This is a genomic window from Dysgonomonas sp. UBA7710 (assembly GCF_002482385.1).
Taxonomy (GTDB): domain Bacteria; phylum Bacteroidota; class Bacteroidia; order Bacteroidales; family Dysgonomonadaceae; genus Dysgonomonas.
This window is the reverse complement of record NZ_DLFW01000017.1, coordinates 1-17,335: the sequence shown is the minus strand read 5'-3', so window position 1 is coordinate 17,335 and position 17,335 is coordinate 1. Positions and strand designations below refer to the sequence as shown.

Genomic DNA, 17,335 nt, shown 5'->3' with positions numbered 1-17,335 from the left:
ACGCACGACAAGGCTAGCGCATATTTGATCTAAGGGCTTTGCCTTCACTATGGCGTCAGCCTCTGCGCATTAGTTCCGCAGGCGGGGTACCCACACGGTGCAGACGGCGTAGAAAGGGATTGGGCGATAGCCCGTTTGTCCCTTTCAGCCGGCAAAACGGTTGTGGGTCGCCGAGGAACGGAGCGCTAGCCTTTTGCTTACTTTTGGGCAATGCCAAAAGTGAGGACAAGCCCGGGAGGGCGCGGCAGGTTTGAACTGAATGATAAAAGTTTTTCCAAAGAACACTTACCAAGATTAGAAAAATCCAACGTTTAATTTACAGGCACTTCATTCCTATAATCACTAATTCAAACACAGATTCGCATGTATAATAAGAATTTATTCGTTAATTTGTGCTTGATACTTATTATTTATGATCAGATACGTTCACATCATCGTTTTATTCATCACCGGATACCTCTTTTGCTGTTGTACCCCTTACAATGCAGATAAGGTAAATAACTCACTGATACAGGGAAAATGGATATTGACAGATGTGGACAGAGCGGTCTACGACAGTATCAATGTCGATTATAATAAGGAACGTACATACCTTATTTTCGACGGTGATAAATGCGCCCAGCATATGTCAGACTGGGAAGACACCTTAAACTTCAGATTTACAATACATAATTACGAATTGAATCTATATAAAGACGATACTCCTTTCCGAAGTCTGGATATCGATGCCCTGTCAAAGGACTCACTCGTTCTTTCCATTGCTGATAATAAATGGGTATATAAAAAAGCAGAGCGATAACATTTCTATTATTGCTCCGTCCCTATCTATCATTAATTTTTTCTCTGAACAAGGTATTGATCCGTTGTTACTATCACAGATATATCATTCCCTAGCCTTTCATTTTTCTTATCTACAAAAGTAAGCGATCCGTTTTTCGTCTTCCAATCTGTCACCCAGATATAAAGACTCTCCGTTTTTCCAGTCTTCGAATCTGTGTAAAAGCGATAGATAACATCATCTACGATAATTATCGGGTAGGGAGAATCCTTATCTTCCTCTATCTGATTGGTCTCCGGATTTAGGGAACTAACAGAACAGAACTTATTCCCCTGAGCATCTTTATAAAATCTATAGGAAGTCTGGGTTTTCACTAGTGCATCATTCATTATCTTCGTCTCATCGGGTTGATACAAGCTATTGTAATAATAGGCACATCCGGTTATATCCCATGGAGCTTTAGACAATTCATCGAAATAGGAATCGACCATCACTTTCGACTCGTCTGTATATGTAGGGGCAATCGCAACATTACGATTGGCTTTCATGTCTGTTACTTTAAATTTTGCACCCGTACTTCCAATAGTTCCCGGATAAACATCTTCAGTTTTAAATATTCCTTTCGACGGGTCTAATTTGCGAATGATTTGTTTTGTTGTGGTATCTTTCGGTGCACCTGCCAAATAGGTAAATTTAAAATGGACTGTATCGCTACTTGCGGAGTATGTCCCCTCATCAATTAGATGATCGATCACATTATAACTTTTAAATTTATATTTATTATCTTCCGAATCGTGGTAAAATTCTGTCCTAAAACCATCATATTCAATAAGCCTCAAACCGGGAAATATCTGTTGTTCGCCTGACGGGTAAATATAAATTATATCCTTCTGGTAATAATATGTTTCCCAAACACCTATCAGATCATCTTCTGTCGCATTTACCGGAGGTTCCGGTTCAGGTACTACAATCGGATCAGGCTCATCATTATTATTGACGCAACTGGATAATCCCAGTATTGAGAAAAACAGAAGATAGAAGATTTTTTTCATCGTTTTGTAGTAATGGACCATTGTGTAATATTAGAGTGCAAAGATATATAATTCTCTCACAAGATTAGTCTGTGTATAGTTTTTTTATATTATTCCGATACTTAAGCATCTATTTTTAACAGCTTTACATGGATATCAACGGTGGAATCCTTAATATATTGCATCATTGAGACTGCTTGTTCAGCAACATTCTATATTCATAATCATAATCTTTCACCACAACATGCATCCCATCACCAGAAACAGAGAGTACTTTAAACTGAATTTTCTTTGGTTTCAGCCTGTTTAGTCTATCCAGCAGATAATTATTATAGTAGATGGTTATAAAATTACCCTCCACCTCATACTTTCCGGTTATATTGAATACAATCACTCCTTCTGCAGCTTCGCCTTTATGAAACACCATATTATCACGGAATATATACGCATCGGGAAATTCTCCGGCAGGTTTAGTCTTTTCCCCTTCTGTACGTTCAACCTCAATCCATCTGCCTACAATATTTTCTTTTTGGAAAGATTGTATAGATAGACTATCCTGTGATTTCATCAGCTGCGTAAAGCTAAGAAAAAAGGCTATTATCAATAGATATTTTCTCATTATTGGGGTTTGTGCTATTTGTATTTATATATGCAAAGATATAATAAGCTTTTCAATTTTATAAAGATTAAGGTGTATATCCTGATAGATATACACCCGTCACTTTCATTCACAAAAACCATTCACCTAAACCTATATTTAATTACCTTCTGCTACTTCTTTCCGAGCCTGTATTCGATACCATCCTGAAGTCACTCCTACCCGAAGAAGACTGAGTAGCCTTACTGTTACGATTATCGTCGCGGCTCATAGATGGACGGCTCTTTGCATTGTCATTCCTGCTGGAACGGTTATCCCGGCTACCATAGTCGGAACGCTTATTATCATTCTTCCTTTGGCTGTTGTTGTAATTCTTATCCTTGTTATAACTATCCTTGCGGTTATTATCTTTTCTGTTATTGTTATAATTGTTGTCCGGTCGATAACTATTGTCCTTACGGTTACTATTATAATTACTATTCGGACGGCCACTATTGTATTTATTATCTTTTCTATTATCGGAATACCAAGCGACCCTGTTATTACGGCTATCACGATAACGGAAATCGCGGCTGTCACGAATTACTATCTGGTTACGGTGCCCTCTGTAACGGGCATAATCCCTGTAGTGAATATGATGATATCTCCATGGCTCACGCACATTCAATACCACTTTATATAGTCCGTACAAGTCATAATTACGGTATCCGTATGGTAAGTAACGTGCAGAGATCCATCTTCCCCTGTCGAAATAATAGAACAAGCCTACATTCACGTCGTAGTAACAATCTATATCAGGAAAATAATAATATCCTACATAATCATATCCCACAGGACCCCATGCCGGCTGACGGCCTATATTGATACTTATATTTATATTTTGGGCTTCAACTGTGTTATAAAATGATGTAACACCTATAAATAATGCGAACGCCAATAAAAACTTTTTCATAACTTTAAGTATTAAAAGGTGAATACTGAATTTCATCTCTTTGTATCTTTGATATGATAACGGTAAAAAGGATTAATTGCAACAACCCCGTTTAACTTTAATTAACCGGCCGGACAAAAATATACTAATTTAGCAAGAATGGATAACCTGATATGTTGTATAAATTCTTTTATTTGCATTAAGATTATTAACCATTAAAACAAAACATTATGAACCAAAAATTTTGCCAAAGTTGTGGTATGCCTCTGAATGTCAGCGAAGATTTCGGAACAAATTCAGATCAAAGCAAGAATGATGAATACTGCACATATTGCTTCAAAAACGGTGAGTTCACCGAAGGTATCACAATGGACGAAATGATAGAGCATTGTGTGCAATATCTGGACGATTTTAACAAAGATACGGAGCAAAAACTAACGAAAGAACAGGCTGTTGCCCAGATGAAAGAGTATTTCCCGACTTTAAAACGCTGGGCATCTGCATAAAATGGGGACAATTCGGAAAGAATAGCAATCTGTCGTTTCTATGCCTGCTTCACAGTAGAAGAAGAGGTCAAACCCTCCGGTGCTTTTGGAATACAGCATTTAGACGGAGGTTTATATGCTGTGTTTACTCTTAAAGGCTCTTATGACAGATTGTTGGATATGTACTATAATATTTATATGATATGGTTACCCCAAAGCGGCTATAAATTGAGAGGCGGCGGCTCTTTCGAAAAATACCTGAATAATCCCGGTCATATGAAAGAAGAAAATATTCTGACAGAAATATACGTTCCGGTATCGAAAGGTAATCGGACAATTAAACTCACAGAGTGATACCAGTATGAAAAGACTTTCGGGGAACAATATATAATATATGTCACAACAGCAATTATGACTCACTCCTGAAGAAAAAAATAGCAATAAACCTTATTCTAAAACAAAAAAGTATGAACATAATTACACTGTCTCCCGAAAATATTGCAACCGAACATATCTGCTGCTCGATAAGCAGCAAATCGACCGAAACAGGCGTTGCTGCTAAAAAAGAATGGCTCAGTTGCCGTATGCAGGAAGGACTGAGGTTTAAGAAACTCGATGCCCGGGGGAAAGTATTTATAGAATATCTTCCCGCCGAAAATGCATGGGTACCGATAATAGCAGACGGATACTTATATATTAATTGCTTCTGGGTATCCGGTTCTTTTAAAGGGAAAGGCTACGGGAAACAATTACTCGCCGGGTGTGAGGCCGATGCACTCAAAAACGGGCATAAAGGTGTAGTATTGATTGTCGGACAAAAGAAGAAGCCATTCCTTTCCGACAAGGCGTTCATGTTGCGCCATGGATATGAGATAACCGATAGCTGCCCTCCTTTTTTCGAACTGGCTGTAAAGCGTTTCGACGAGTCAGTTCCCCTACCCCGTTTCAAAGATTCCGCACGGCAAGGGATGGGACAAGACATAAAAGGCATTGATATTTTTTATACGGCACAATGTCCGTTCACCATACCATACACTAATTTACTAAAACCGGTCATTTTAGCTTCCGATTATCCGGTACGGCTACATCAGATCACTACAAAAGAAATGGCTCAAAACCATTTAGCCCCGGTAACAAGCTATTGTGTTTTCATCAATGGAAAATTCTTTACAAATGAAATACTGACTCCGGATAAGTTAAAAAAAATAATAGAGAATGAACAGTAAGGCTTTACAGTTCCTCAAATTCCCGGGCATACTTTACTGTCCCCTTAATATCCGACAAACCTCCATCAATTAATTCTTTTGCCATAAACACATTAGCAGGAACATTAAACGGAGGCTTTATCCCCCATTTACTGGTAGGAACAAAACCAAAACGCGGATAATATTCAGTGTGTCCCAAAACAACAACAGATTTATATCCAAGTTCACGAGCCTTATTCAACCCGTAGCGAACCAGCTGTTGGCCGATACCTTTACGCTGCATACCGGGACTAACTGCCATAGGGGCAAGAGCCAGGCTATCCTGGGATCTGTCCTCGTCCACAATACTGATTTTAGTAAACAGAATATGCCCTACAACCTTATTCTCCACTATCGCGACGAGTGAAAGTTCGGGTATAAATCCGTCACTCAGGCGTAGCCGGTCGGCAAGCCGCGCCTCTTCTTTTCTGTTGAATGCTTTTAGATTAATATCGTAAACCGCCGGAAAGTCACATGCTTCTTCCTGTCTTATTTCGACTTTCATGTTTTTATCTTCCATGGTAACAAGAAATTATGTATTGCATAAAGATAATGAATTAATAATGAACAGAAAAGAAGTTATGTAAAAATAACTATCAGAGCATGTTTAAATTTTGCTCATTCAAATCTTAGGGCTATTTATATAATGTCAGACCGGTAATATGATCTTTATCTATGGCTCTCTAAATATATTTCGGCAATCTCTTCAGATTCGTAAATATGATAGCCTACCGTATTTTCCTGTGCAATATTAAACATAGCATATGCCACTTTCTTTACGTCTACCGGTTTATATCTTTTCAACTTGCCAACAAAAAAAATACCAAATATCTTCATGGCATATTCGCCCAGCTTCTCCCCAAGTCTGAATTCTTTCCTATTCCCCAGCAGCAACGAAGGACGAAATATGGAAATAGACTGGAATGGCAGTTTTCTTAATTCTTCTTCACACCTGCCTTTTGTCCGCAAATAGAAATTGCCGGATTTTGCATTCGCCCCAATCGACGAAATTATCGAATACTGCTTTATACCTCTGTTTACTGCAACCTTGGCAAATTGAACGGGATAGTGCAGGTCTACTTTTTCAAAAGCCTCTTCGGTCCCGGCTTTCTTAATTGTTGTTCCCATACAGCAAAACATATCATTTCCCTCTATCAAATCCTGATACGATTCAGGATTATCAAAATCGACAACATGCTGTATCAGTTTAGGATGCGATATTTTCGATCCTTTACGCACAAAACTGATAACTTTCTCATATACATTACTGGTTAGTAATGCTTTTAGTAGTTGTGAGCCTGTGAGTCCTGAACTTCCTATTATAATTGCTGTCTTGGTCATCTACAATATTTTGGGTTTAAAATGCGGCAAAGATAACATTATTATAATAAATCCGAGTTTCCTTTTTCTATTTATGCTTACTTATCTGCTTTAATTATGTATAGATAATCAAAAAAACGGAATTTTCATATCTCCAGACTCCTAATTAAACTTAATTACATGATAATACCAATCAGCAGTTGGATTTTAATGTTCGTTTTCTCTAACGCGCCTGCCGTCTTGTATTTGGCTAACGCCGATTTGGCTCCGCCGATTTTCAATTCCGCTTCGCTCCAATTCATTTTGCCTTGATGCAAAACGAAACAAAAAATCAAGGCTGCATCCCCCGGCGACCCAAAGCCGCAGCTTCGGTGGGCAAAATAATACGGAATCATCTTTAGCCGGATTATCAGCAGGGTATAGCAGCTACCGTATTTTGCCCTACACCTCCGCTTTACGGATTGGGTACCCCGCCTGCGGGACGAGGCCGGAATCGCGATGCGACGACAGGACAAAGGTTCTCCGGGCTTTAGCCGCACGTGCGTCAGCAGCGCCGTTAGCTTTAAGTACGGGGTACCCGTAGGATGAAAAGACGAAAAAATGGAAACGTGTTTGAGCTAATTGGTTGATTCGGATTATACAATATTTCCAGCGAGTTTTTCCGTTTCGTCTTTTAGTCCGTTACGGCTCCCTCTCCCTTTGGAGAGGGCGGGGGGTGAGGTTGAAGCGGGGCGCTAAAGCGTTTTTGGTTCCTTTTGGGGCTTAGGCCAAAAGGAACGCAAGCAATTTTAATTGCGCGCAGTAGAAAAAACGACTAATGTAATTGAACGTTAAAACTCAACTACTAATTCGCATTAATAATTGGAGCATTTGATCTGCTATACTCTATTGCTTGATAATATAATTAAAGCCTATTCCTATCTGTATAGGTGTTGCGTTTTTATATTCAATAACTTCCGGTTTCACTTTCGAAAAATCAAATGTGTTATATCCCAGCCAACAACTCATAGCCCATCTGTCATCTATGGGGAACTGATAACCTAACCTTATTTCGTATATCAGGCGATACTTATGGACGGCGGCATCCATTCCTTTTGCTTTATTCAGATTGATGCGGGTATATGAAAACCTGTTTTCTATAAAAATATATTTAGCCCGGTCCTTTTTATCGTCATATGCTATCGGGAGATATAGCTTCGGGGCTATATACGGAGCCCAGTATGTTCCTTTATAGGATGTTTCGGTATAACTGTAAGGATTATCAAAACCATCAATCCCTATATTAGGATCATAATAACGGATGCTCTGGTTAAAGCCTCCGCCTCTGAATCCGGCTTCTATACCAAAGAACATATTCAGATCATATTCATACCCCAAGCTCATTCCCAGGGCAACAGGATCTCTGATCCCATCCTTATCATCAAATACATAATTCAGATTGAAAGATGCATCTATATCAATATTCAACTTATGTCCCTCTTGTCCTAGTACAGAGATATACATAGTGATTGACAATATAAGAAAATACAGCTTTTTCATATCCGGCGATTTTATTATTCAACATCCAGAAGCACCTTCTAAAAGATGTGCATATACACCTGATTATGAGAATATAATAAGGATAGATACATTCTTTATTCTCATGGTATATAGATTAGGTACTATACAAATCTAAGAAAAAAATATGATAAAATAACAGATATTTTATATATTGCATCACTTTTCACCGAATGAAAAAAATAATGAAGAAACTAGTATTTTGCTGTTTATGTATTCTTGCCTTGATGGCTTGTGGTGAACGAAATACCATTACCGGACGATGGGCAATGGAGATAGACGGTACGGATGAAACCTCTATCAAAATGCCTGATGATACGATTGTATCACCGGAACTCCGTTTCGAATACGATACGGTATATATGGATGTACGGACAAGTGAAGGTTCCGTCAGAAGCCAGTGCATCGGCATCTACACCATTAAAGATGACTATGTAATAATAACAGACAGCTATGGAAAACAGCGGAAATGTAAATTTATATTGAAAGACGATATCCTTACTGTTATGGATAAAGACAATCCGGAGAAGATAGTTATGAGGCTGCGAAGAATAAAAGAATAGGAAGTATTATAAAAGGTTTCCCCTGTTAACAGAAAGCTCCCTTATGGGAGTTTTTTTATTATGCATTGTAAAAATTATCGTACTTTTATGCCTGTTAAACTACAAGTTATAAAATGTCCAACAAAAAAATCCTTTATTTTCAGATAAATGCAACTTTTGGAAATAATATTGCATCAATGTAAGTAGAGAGTATAGTTAGCCGATGAACGAACAGTTATTAATAGCGGGATGTAAACGTGGCGAATCATGGGCTCGTAAGCAATTATACGAGTTACATGCACCGGTCATGATGGGAGTTTGCATGCGCTATACTAACGACAGGGAGACGGCTAAAGATATACTTCAGGATGGGTTTATCAAGGTTTTTACCAAAATAGGCACCTATTCCGAAACAGGTTCGCTGGGCGGTTGGATGCGACGGGTTTTTGTAACCACAGCGCTCGAATATCTCCGGCGAAACGACGCTCTTAAATTAAGTGTAAGCATTGACGATTACAATGAAGCGATGGAGAATGTCGATGCTTCGGCTCTGGATCAGATTTCGGCAGATGAGCTAATGGCTTGTGTAGCTGCATTACCGGAAGGTTACCGGACAGTATTCAACCTTTTTGCAATAGAAGGCTATACACATAGCGAAATAGCAAATATGCTGAATATCAAAGAAAGTACCTCGCGTTCTCAATTTATCAGGGCGCGAAAAGTTTTACAAAATAAAGTGGAATCTCTATTAATGCATGAAAATGCCAGACAAGAAAAACCATAACGAACAACCTGACGAGTTCAGCAGGCTGATAAGGCAAAAACTGGAAGATTACCGGGTGCCTGTAGAAGCAGGCTGCTGGAACGAGATTGAGCTTCAGATGAAGCCCAAACAGAGGAAGTCTGTCTGGTGGATCGGGGGCTCTGTTGCAGCAATAGCTGTCATCGTGATTTTACTACTCTCTATACCCAAAAATGACGAGCCCCCTTTCAATCCGCTAGCAGGAATAAATAATTTCAATACTGCTGATATTATAATATCAGAACCGGAGAAACAAACAACCGCAGTTGTTAGTCCCACCAACAGCCATATACTACAACTACAAGCCAGAAGTTATCCGGCATCTATATACAGTAAACCTGATAAAGACAAACAATTAGCTGAAGAAAGCAATATTTTGAACGAGTCATTGCCTGTAACGATTGCGGACACCATCAATCTGGCACATGTTGAAGAAATCGTAAAGGAAGTAGTTGCTGAGAACAACAATCCGGCCGAGACTAACGTCAACATAACCGATACTGTTTCCAGTATTCCGACTATACATGAGAAGAAACCAGTAGAGAAAACACCGTATAAAGAACCAGCCAGGCTATTAATCGCAAAGGCCGATAACGGAGGCAGCAGATGGCAGATGTCTGCATCAGTTTCATCAGGAGGAGGCTCATCATCCAATGGAAATATGTATAAGGGTCTTATGTATGACTACGCTACATCGGCAAACATTGCGGATTCATATTCGGACACGAAGACCCTGTTAAGCAAGGATCTCAGTGCAAATGATTTTTCAGAAATGGATCACTCTTTACCATTATCATTCGGTGTTAATGTCCGCAAAGATATTAACAAATACATCGGTATTGAAACCGGATTAACATATACATACTTATCATCAAAATTCCGGAAGAAAGCGATCAAATCGTTAGAAGCCCGTCAGGAACTCCATTATCTGGGTATTCCTGTCAATGTAGTCCTTTATCTGTGGAACAGTTCAAACTGGAATATCTACCTATCTGCCGGAGGCATGGTAGAAAAAGGCTTAAGATATAAATATACAGAAGATATATATGATAAAAACAATAATACTGCTGCCGTTCACGACAAGGGAAGTATAAGCGGGCTGCAATGGTCTTTAAATGCATCGCTTGGAGCATCTTACATGTTCTATGATGACTGGAGTATATATTTTGAACCTAGATTCTCTTACTATTTTGAAAATAAACAACCAATTAGCATCAGAACAGAAAAACCTTCAGTATTTGGTCTTGGCGCCGGACTCAGATACAAATTTTAAAACAACACGGAAATTTTTTAATAACTTAAATCTTTAAACAATGAAAAAACTATTGTATTTATTATACATTAGCACATTCTGTGTATTGTATAGCTGTAGCGACAATGACAATACTGAAACCATCACCTACAAAATCCACGAACCGGTATTCATGAATGCCACCACTTTCCGCAATTCCGTAAAGGTATCAGTCACACCTCAAAAGATTACACAAAAAGGCAAAATCTGCTTCTATGGAGATTATCTATATATATCTGAGCCGGACAAAGGTATCCACATCATTGACAACCGCATTCCTTCCTCTCCCAAAAATGCCGGGTTCATAGAACTTATGGGGAATGCAGACCTGAGTATCCGTAATAATATGCTCTATGCAGATTCCTACATAGACCTCGTATGGTTTGATATAAGCAATCCTGCAAAACCTGAATTGAAAGGACGGTTAGAAAACGTCTTTGAAAAAGCCTTGCCTCCAATGGAAGACTTCCGGTTTGGATATGATTATGCAATGTGTTATCTTAACAATGACAATAAAGATATCATAATAGGCTGGACATTGGTGGAAAGAACCGAGACTGTTAAACGGGATATGATTGGGTGCTATGATTATGCATATATGCAAAATAGCAGTAATAGCGGTAGCGGAGCAAACGGTCTAAATGGCTCCATGTCCCGCTTCGGATTATACCAGGACTACCTATACACTGTAATTAACAATACGATGAATATATTTAACCTGTCCGGGGACAAACCTGTAAAAGCTGCAGATAATATTTATATTGGGGGAAATGTGGAAACAATTTTCAGCTACAAGGATAACATGTTTATGGGTACACCGACCGGAATGTTGATATATTCGGTAAAAGATCCGCTGAAACCCGATTATCAATCATCCTTACAGCACGTTTATGGTTGCGATCCGGTGGTTGTGGAAGACGATCTGGCCTATGTCACCATCCATTCGGGAAATATGTGCGGACAGAATGCAAATGAATTGTTTATTGTGGATGTCAGCGATGTGAAAATGCCTAAACAGATAGTATCTTATACAATGACCGGCCCTAAGGGATTGGGAATAGACAATGGTACATTATTTCTTTGTGATGACGGCCTGAAAGTTTATAAATCGGACGATCCTCAAAAACTGATATCTAATCAACTCGCTCATCATAAAGGTATGAACGGGTATGATGTGATACCGCATGACAATACCCTGATGATGATTGCTGAAGACGGCCTGTATCAATACGATTACAGTGATTTACAGAATATCAGGCAGATCAGCGTCTTAACTATTGGAAAATAGGAGGAAAAAAGCTAAACGGTAAAAAAATGAGCCGGAAATATATTCCCGGCTCATTTTTATATGCTATATATACAATTAACGCTCATCAGCTTTAGGATCGGGGCCATATTGATTATCGCCTTTTTCCCCTTCAGTGATTAACAAAATGAGTAACCAAATTCCACCAATCACCGGAATCAATGATACAAGTAACATCCAACCGCTTTTGCCCACATCATGCAGTCGTCTGGCACCTACTGCTAATGTAGGGATAATCAGACCTAACACAGCCAACCCCATGATGCCGAAAACAATACCACCTAATACGTCTGAGATACTCATAAGTATAAGGGCTATAATTTCCAACGCGATTATTCCAATCACATAGAAAAGGTAATACATCCAGAACTCCTTACGTCTTGCCCGTCCGTTAAAATCGGCATAATGTTCTTTTACTACTTTTAAAAACCACTCCATATAAATTTGTATATTTATTAGATTCCTACTCATATGGCTTTTCGGATCCGCCTCGTTTGTGTATGGTCTCTGAACTCCATATTTTTTGTGTGTTTTGCGAATATATATAAAAAAACTAATAATTTATGTATGTTGGCTAAATTTTAGCAAGGTTAACCTTTATCGCATCCGATGTATGGTGTAAACAAAAAGCAAGAGACACATTCATAATCTTATCTATCTTAAATGCGGTGAAAAAATAAAGCGGTGTAATCTTGTGATTACACCGCTATCAAAAACTCTGTACTCGGAGCGGGACTTGAACCCGCACAACCTAATGGTCACAAGATTTTAAGTCTTGCGTGTCTACCATTCCACCATCCGAGCAGCCTAAAAACGAAAGACGGGACTTAACCCTTTTCGCTATATCCTGATGATAAACATTTTCCAGAATCAATTTACAGATCAGATACAGTCCGGTATCTTTTTCTGTCTCAAATTGTCATACAAGCGCCCTCCGGCAACCTGTTTTTCTTTTCGGGTTCAAAAATAGTCTCTTTTTTTTAATTACACAAGTTTCAATGTCAGATTTATTTTTACTTCTACAACTATATATGCCCGCTTATAAAACATAAATCTTAATAATCATTTCTTTTTTATATGTTTAGGCTCTGTTAAGAATATGATTGAATGATTAACTTTCTTTTTCCGCCACGCTTCCTACTCTAAAAACAGTGATAAATCACTATTGACAGCATTATCTTTTTTATGTCTCTTTGCAAAAGATTTACACATTCTTGTATTCATATATGTATCATTGTTGCAGGGTTATTTATCGGGTTTTTTGTGAAGGGATTTTTACAATATACAATTTTATTATCTCTCATTGTAGTAATTGATTTAGCTTTTTCATACTATCAATATTGTAAATCCGTCAGTTGTAGCAAAAAACTCATTTCTCTGATATTGGTATATTTATTGTGTTAAGTTTAAAAAAGTCTGTCGTGACGACAGGCTTTTTTATTTTCGCCCCTGTGTAAATAAAACTTATATACCATATCAAAAACAAAGGACACATAGAAAATAAGAAATTTTTGTCATGCACTATGCCGTCTCCTCAAAAAACAGTGATAAATCACTATTGACAGCTTTTGTTTTTTATTTCACTTTTGTAAAGAAATTTTACAGACACTCAATAATGGGGGTGCTTTACTCATTTTCAGTGCTTTATTATCGGTAGAACAAACGGTAATAATGAAGAGGCTGCCCCAAAAGTATTTTTTCATATCATTTTGTCATGTTGAACGGAGTGAAACATCTCGTATCCGGAGGGTCGGGATTCTTCGTTACACTCAGAATGACAAAGAGGGTAACACTTTAATAGTGTAATATTACTTTTGGGACAGCCTCTTCTATTAAGTTAAATTGAATACATTGTTTTTTAATCATTCTACCAAGTAAGTAAATTTAAAATATATGAAGTTAAGTCTATTAAAAATGAATCGAATTTTAAAAAACTTAAAAACGCGCGCGATATTAATTGCAGCTTGCTTTTTTGCCGTAAATAACCTTACGGCTCAGGTGACAATAGGGGCCGGTACTCCCCCGAAAGATTTTTCCATTCTGGAGATGGTATCCAATAAAACCGGCGGTATGCGCCTGCCGCATCTGACAACAAAAGAACGCGATGCCGTGATGAAAATCCAAGATTTCGAGGACGAAAAGCACCGTGGCGACAAGAATGCCAAGCCCACAGCAAAAAATCCCGGGCTGGCGCTGGGACTGACCATCTACAATACCGACACCAACAGTACCGAGTACTGGAACGGATACAAATGGGTATGCCTCAGCCTCGGCACAGCGGATATCGTGCTTACATCGCAGGCAGGCGACAAATATTCCGACCCCCTGAGCGTACCCGCCGAAACTGCCGACGGCAACTTCTCGGGAAATACATACACGCCCGAAGACAAGCCCGCCTGTATTGTCTCCGCAGGTAAGGCATACGAAGTCTACCTCACCGCAGGAAGCGCTTACGCCGTCCTTACGGCAGACCCGCTCACTTCGGCCTTTACCGTCGAATTCCAGCCTAACAACAGCAGCCTGCAACGCAATGCCGTAGTGAGGATAGTAAACAACTGCACAGGCGAGTTCAAAGACTTTATCGTTCCGCAAGAGGGCGCCGTTTGCCCCGGAGCGGACAATCCGGAACTGAACAGCACCAGCCTATCCCTTTGTGCGGGAGGCAGTGTGTTCGCACACGTAAAAAATGCGCAGGACGATGTGGATTATATATGGACATATGGCGGAGTAATCGTTAATACAGGTAACTGGTATGAAATCAAACGCGCGGGCACATATAAAGTATATGCAGGGCTGTTGGGTTGCGGCAGCGCAGCCACCCTCACCGTAGCGGACAACAACTCTTCGACGGCGCCCGCCAACGTGACTATCTCCGCCACCAACGGGGGAATGATCTGCGACGGCGGCAATGTGATCCTTACCGCCAATACCACCGGAACCGTACTCTGGTATCACAACGGCGTGCCACTAACGGCAACAAACAAGAACGACAATCCCCTGACCCTCACAGGAGCAGGCTCGGCCGGAGAATGGTTTGCAGTCGTTCTGGACGGTGCATGCTCCTCGGCTTCAAGCAATGTACTCATCCTGCTCGACAACACGGGCAATGGCGTGGCGGCGTTACCCGCACCCGACGCGGAAGTCAACGGGCAGTCATTGACCGGCGGCAGCCTTATTGTATGCAAGGACGGGACACTGAAACTGGAAGTGAAGAACGCCGCCGCCTATCCTGCCGGAACAGAATACGAATGGTTCAACAACGGGTTCAGCATCGGCAAGGGAACAGCCCCGGTCATGTACCTCGTCGCCTCCAACGCCAGCAATATGGTGCTGTCGGTAACGGCCAGCGACCAGAGCGGCAGTTGCCCGAACACTGCCGTGTCGCAGAACGTCAATGTAAGCTTTACCTCTCCCGCTACTACCAGTATCAACAACGGGGCATTGTCCGCGCCCATCTGCGGAGGAACACCCGCCAGCCTGACAGCCGACTTCTCGGGAGCGCAAAGCTACGAATGGATGCAGAACGAATTTACGGTGCCGAACCAGAACGGCCAGACCCTGCTGGTTTCGCAACCCGGAAGCTACTCGGTGCGCTATCAGGATGCCAATGGCTGCTGGAGCAGGGTATCGGGTAAGATAGACGTGGTACAGAGCGCGCCTATCAGTATGGAATGGAAAGCGGCTCCGGCAGCCGAAACGGTAAGGAAAGAAACGCACACATACAGCGTCAGCGCGTCGCCGTATCCCGCCGGTGGGTTCGAATGGTTCTATTCTTATCCCGATTCGGCTACCCCCGACCAGATGTATAAGGACGGGGACACAGACGCCACGGGCGCGGTCGTTTCCATCAAGCCTATCGGCGACGGCAGTTCGGCCGTGGTGGTTTACGGCGACCCTGCCGCCACGAGCACCAATGTAACCATTTGGGTAAAGACGGTAGGCCACCCCTGCGGGGATGTAGCCCTGAGCGGAACCACCAAAGTGGGGGACGGTTGTACCAAAGCCACATCGGTAACAATAACGCCAAGTACGACGGTGACAATAAAGGAAGGCGAAACGTATAAATTCACGGCGGGAACCAATGCCTCAAACAACAAAAACGACCTGCAATACCAGTGGAAAGTGAATGGTACAGATCAAGGCGCTGCTTCTCCAACCAACACATTCGAATATAAACCAACGGCAACAGGAAGCTATAAGATATCGGTGGAGGTAACCAACGAATGTACCACCACCCCGTTGAAATCGCAGGAAGTGACGCTGAATGTAACCCCCAACCCTGCCAGCTTTACACCGAATACGAGCGGCAACTATAAACTGACGGGTAAGGATTGCTACGACGTAGCGCAAGATAACTTTAACACGACCTGCGGCACGCAAGCAAACCGTCCGGGCGACTTCCTCGACGGCAGCCGCAACTGGGTCGAGAACAGGACGTTTACATACACCTTTACCGCAACAGGCGCCTACACGGAACTGCAATTTATTACCGACGACCCCAATGTATTGCTCAAGACGACCAATAAGCCTACCGGTACCACGTTTACCCTTACTTTCGACAAAGCCGTATTGGACAAAGCCAAAGGAAAGGACAAAGCCAGCGCGCTGAAACTGACCGTTTACGCGCTCTTCAAAGACGCGGGTGGAAATAACAGCAGGCTGGAAGTAAATATAAAGGTGCAGGACTGCATGTGTGGCTGCGGCGCGTATATTGCCAAAGGCACATGGAAGGAATTTATGTGCCATAACCTCGGAGCCGATGTAACCTCCAACCCGTTTACACCAAGCAAGGGATTATATGGCGACTTCTACCAGTGGGGAAGCAAGACCCCAGCGGCTTTTGGCCCGAACGCGGCATCGCCGGATGCTAAAAACGGTACATGGAATAGTAATACCAGTAGTTTTCCCACAGCGTGGATCAGTACTAATACTCCATGCCCAACGGGATACCGTGTACCGACAATCGCTGAACTGGCGGGTCTGTTTACAAATAATACAGTTACCTCTGTGGGAACAAGCTGGGCCTACAACGCTAGTACAAACCCCACAAACTTCAACAACGGCGTAAAAATCGGCGATTATCTGTTCTTGCCGGCTAGCGGCTACAGGAATAATTCCGATGGGAGTCTTGTTTACCGCAGTGTGTATGGCTATTACTGGAGTAGTAGTAATAAAAATAGAGGCTCTAGTTACAATCTGCAATTTCAGACTACTACTGCTAAAACAGACCAAAGCTTATATGTTACATACGGCATGGCGGTCAGGTGTATAAAAGAATAAATGGCATAGACTTTTTTGAAAAAGTTTATCTATATAATTAGAGCCGGTAGCCTTTAGCTGTTAGCTTATAGCTCTTTGAAATAATGATTAGCTCCCGTACTTTACAGCACTGTCCCAAAGGGGACTTACAGAGAGGAAAAAAGTGTGACCTTTGTTACCTTTTGCGTCTT

General features: G+C 41.1%; 17 protein-coding genes, 1 tRNA gene and 1 pseudogene. 9 read left to right on the top strand and 10 right to left on the bottom strand.

Annotated features, from left to right (window positions below; all coding sequences use genetic code 11):
* Positions 1-55: 55 nt before the first annotated feature.
* Positions 56-217, bottom strand: a complete 162-nt coding sequence (locus B3317_RS05425) for a hypothetical protein (RefSeq protein WP_291109393.1) — start codon at positions 215-217, stop codon at positions 56-58.
* A gap of 195 nt (positions 218-412) precedes the next feature.
* Between B3317_RS05425 and B3317_RS05420 the strand changes: the two genes are divergently transcribed.
* A complete protein-coding gene (locus B3317_RS05420; RefSeq protein ID WP_291109392.1) occupies positions 413-799 on the top strand; it encodes a hypothetical protein in 387 nt (128 codons plus the stop codon).
* A 32-nt stretch (positions 800-831) separates the two neighbouring features.
* Here the strand turns inward: B3317_RS05420 and B3317_RS05415 are convergent, their stop codons facing one another.
* The 3 genes from B3317_RS05415 to B3317_RS05405 form a co-directional block, all read right to left on the bottom strand.
* Positions 832-1,830, bottom strand: a complete 999-nt coding sequence (locus tag B3317_RS05415; RefSeq protein ID WP_291109391.1) for a hypothetical protein — start codon at positions 1,828-1,830, stop codon at positions 832-834.
* Between the two features lie 163 nt (positions 1,831-1,993).
* On the bottom strand, positions 1,994-2,428 hold the full coding sequence (locus B3317_RS05410; RefSeq protein WP_291109389.1) for a hypothetical protein: 435 nt from the start codon (positions 2,426-2,428) through the stop codon (positions 1,994-1,996).
* 142 nt (positions 2,429-2,570) lie between these two features.
* The gene (locus tag B3317_RS05405; protein ID WP_291109387.1) at positions 2,571-3,359 is read right to left on the bottom strand and encodes a hypothetical protein; all 789 of its coding nucleotides are present in this window, start codon (positions 3,357-3,359) and stop codon (positions 2,571-2,573) included.
* A gap of 200 nt (positions 3,360-3,559) precedes the next feature.
* On the opposite strand from B3317_RS05405, the pseudogene B3317_RS05400 reads away from it, so the two are divergent.
* The 3 genes and pseudogenes from B3317_RS05400 to B3317_RS05390 all read left to right on the top strand — a co-directional run.
* A pseudogene (locus B3317_RS05400) lies at positions 3,560-3,844 on the top strand (zinc ribbon domain-containing protein); the annotation flags it as partial.
* Positions 3,845-3,865: 21 nt separating this feature from the next.
* The gene (locus B3317_RS05395; RefSeq protein ID WP_324354587.1) at positions 3,866-4,177 is read left to right on the top strand and encodes a GyrI-like domain-containing protein; all 312 of its coding nucleotides are present in this window, start codon (positions 3,866-3,868) and stop codon (positions 4,175-4,177) included.
* A 113-nt stretch (positions 4,178-4,290) separates the two neighbouring features.
* Positions 4,291-5,049, top strand: coding sequence for a GNAT family N-acetyltransferase (locus B3317_RS05390; RefSeq protein WP_291109383.1), 759 nt, complete (start codon positions 4,291-4,293; stop codon positions 5,047-5,049).
* A gap of 4 nt (positions 5,050-5,053) precedes the next feature.
* Here B3317_RS05390 and B3317_RS05385 read toward each other — a convergent pair whose 3' ends face one another.
* The 4 genes from B3317_RS05385 to B3317_RS05370 form a co-directional block, all read right to left on the bottom strand.
* The gene (locus B3317_RS05385; RefSeq protein ID WP_291109381.1) at positions 5,054-5,587 is read right to left on the bottom strand and encodes a GNAT family N-acetyltransferase; all 534 of its coding nucleotides are present in this window, start codon (positions 5,585-5,587) and stop codon (positions 5,054-5,056) included.
* A gap of 149 nt (positions 5,588-5,736) precedes the next feature.
* Positions 5,737-6,408, bottom strand: coding sequence for an oxidoreductase (locus B3317_RS05380; protein WP_291109379.1), 672 nt, complete (start codon positions 6,406-6,408; stop codon positions 5,737-5,739).
* 155 nt (positions 6,409-6,563) lie between these two features.
* Positions 6,564-6,782, bottom strand: a complete 219-nt coding sequence (locus B3317_RS05375) for a hypothetical protein (protein ID WP_291109377.1) — start codon at positions 6,780-6,782, stop codon at positions 6,564-6,566.
* A 490-nt stretch (positions 6,783-7,272) separates the two neighbouring features.
* Complete coding sequence (locus tag B3317_RS05370) at positions 7,273-7,926, bottom strand: hypothetical protein (protein WP_291109375.1); 654 nt, start codon at positions 7,924-7,926, stop codon at positions 7,273-7,275.
* 203 nt (positions 7,927-8,129) lie between these two features.
* Here B3317_RS05370 and B3317_RS05365 point away from each other — a divergent pair, with 203 nt between their 5' ends.
* The 4 genes from B3317_RS05365 (at position 8,130) to B3317_RS05350 (ending at position 11,867) form a co-directional block, all read left to right on the top strand.
* On the top strand, positions 8,130-8,507 hold the full coding sequence (locus tag B3317_RS05365; RefSeq protein ID WP_291109373.1) for a hypothetical protein: 378 nt from the start codon (positions 8,130-8,132) through the stop codon (positions 8,505-8,507).
* 202 nt (positions 8,508-8,709) lie between these two features.
* Complete coding sequence (locus tag B3317_RS05360) at positions 8,710-9,270, top strand: RNA polymerase sigma factor (RefSeq protein ID WP_291109371.1); 561 nt, start codon at positions 8,710-8,712, stop codon at positions 9,268-9,270.
* The gene (locus B3317_RS05355; protein ID WP_291109369.1) at positions 9,248-10,561 is read left to right on the top strand and encodes a porin family protein; all 1,314 of its coding nucleotides are present in this window, start codon (positions 9,248-9,250) and stop codon (positions 10,559-10,561) included. The genes B3317_RS05360 and B3317_RS05355 overlap by 23 nt, the downstream gene beginning before the upstream one ends.
* Before the next feature lie 40 nt (positions 10,562-10,601).
* Positions 10,602-11,867: an LVIVD repeat-containing protein gene (locus B3317_RS05350; protein WP_291109367.1), complete on the top strand. Its 1,266-nt coding sequence runs from the start codon at positions 10,602-10,604 to the stop codon at positions 11,865-11,867.
* Between the two features lie 75 nt (positions 11,868-11,942).
* On the opposite strand, the gene B3317_RS05345 is transcribed toward B3317_RS05350, so the two are convergent.
* Both B3317_RS05345 and B3317_RS05340 read right to left on the bottom strand, forming a co-directional pair.
* Positions 11,943-12,323 carry a DUF805 domain-containing protein gene (locus B3317_RS05345; protein ID WP_291109365.1) on the bottom strand — a complete coding sequence of 127 codons (381 nt, stop codon included), beginning with the start codon at positions 12,321-12,323 and terminating at the stop codon, positions 11,943-11,945.
* A gap of 283 nt (positions 12,324-12,606) precedes the next feature.
* Positions 12,607-12,689 (bottom strand) — tRNA-Leu (locus B3317_RS05340).
* 1,110 nt (positions 12,690-13,799) lie between these two features.
* Between B3317_RS05340 and B3317_RS05335 the strand changes: the two genes are divergently transcribed.
* On the top strand, positions 13,800-17,165 hold the full coding sequence (locus B3317_RS05335; RefSeq protein ID WP_291109363.1) for an FISUMP domain-containing protein: 3,366 nt from the start codon (positions 13,800-13,802) through the stop codon (positions 17,163-17,165).
* Positions 17,166-17,335 lie beyond the last annotated feature (170 nt).

Coding starts and splice junctions, on each gene's coding strand:
- B3317_RS05380 (WP_291109379.1), bottom strand. CDS start 6,408: ATGACCAAGACAGCAATTATAATAGGAAGTTCAGGACTCACAGGCTCA.
- B3317_RS05360 (WP_291109371.1), top strand. CDS start 8,710: ATGAACGAACAGTTATTAATAGCGGGATGTAAACGTGGCGAATCATGG.
- B3317_RS05410 (WP_291109389.1), bottom strand. CDS start 2,428: ATGAGAAAATATCTATTGATAATAGCCTTTTTTCTTAGCTTTACGCAG.
- B3317_RS05345 (WP_291109365.1), bottom strand. CDS start 12,323: ATGGAGTGGTTTTTAAAAGTAGTAAAAGAACATTATGCCGATTTTAAC.
- B3317_RS05350 (WP_291109367.1), top strand. CDS start 10,602: ATGAAAAAACTATTGTATTTATTATACATTAGCACATTCTGTGTATTG.
- B3317_RS05420 (WP_291109392.1), top strand. CDS start 413: ATGATCAGATACGTTCACATCATCGTTTTATTCATCACCGGATACCTC.
- B3317_RS05370 (WP_291109375.1), bottom strand. CDS start 7,926: ATGAAAAAGCTGTATTTTCTTATATTGTCAATCACTATGTATATCTCT.
- B3317_RS05335 (WP_291109363.1), top strand. CDS start 13,800: ATGAATCGAATTTTAAAAAACTTAAAAACGCGCGCGATATTAATTGCA.
- B3317_RS05405 (WP_291109387.1), bottom strand. CDS start 3,359: ATGAAAAAGTTTTTATTGGCGTTCGCATTATTTATAGGTGTTACATCA.
- B3317_RS05415 (WP_291109391.1), bottom strand. CDS start 1,830: ATGAAAAAAATCTTCTATCTTCTGTTTTTCTCAATACTGGGATTATCC.
- B3317_RS05365 (WP_291109373.1), top strand. CDS start 8,130: ATGAAGAAACTAGTATTTTGCTGTTTATGTATTCTTGCCTTGATGGCT.
- B3317_RS05355 (WP_291109369.1), top strand. CDS start 9,248: ATGCCAGACAAGAAAAACCATAACGAACAACCTGACGAGTTCAGCAGG.
- B3317_RS05390 (WP_291109383.1), top strand. CDS start 4,291: ATGAACATAATTACACTGTCTCCCGAAAATATTGCAACCGAACATATC.
- B3317_RS05375 (WP_291109377.1), bottom strand. CDS start 6,782: ATGATTCCGTATTATTTTGCCCACCGAAGCTGCGGCTTTGGGTCGCCG.
- B3317_RS05385 (WP_291109381.1), bottom strand. CDS start 5,587: ATGGAAGATAAAAACATGAAAGTCGAAATAAGACAGGAAGAAGCATGT.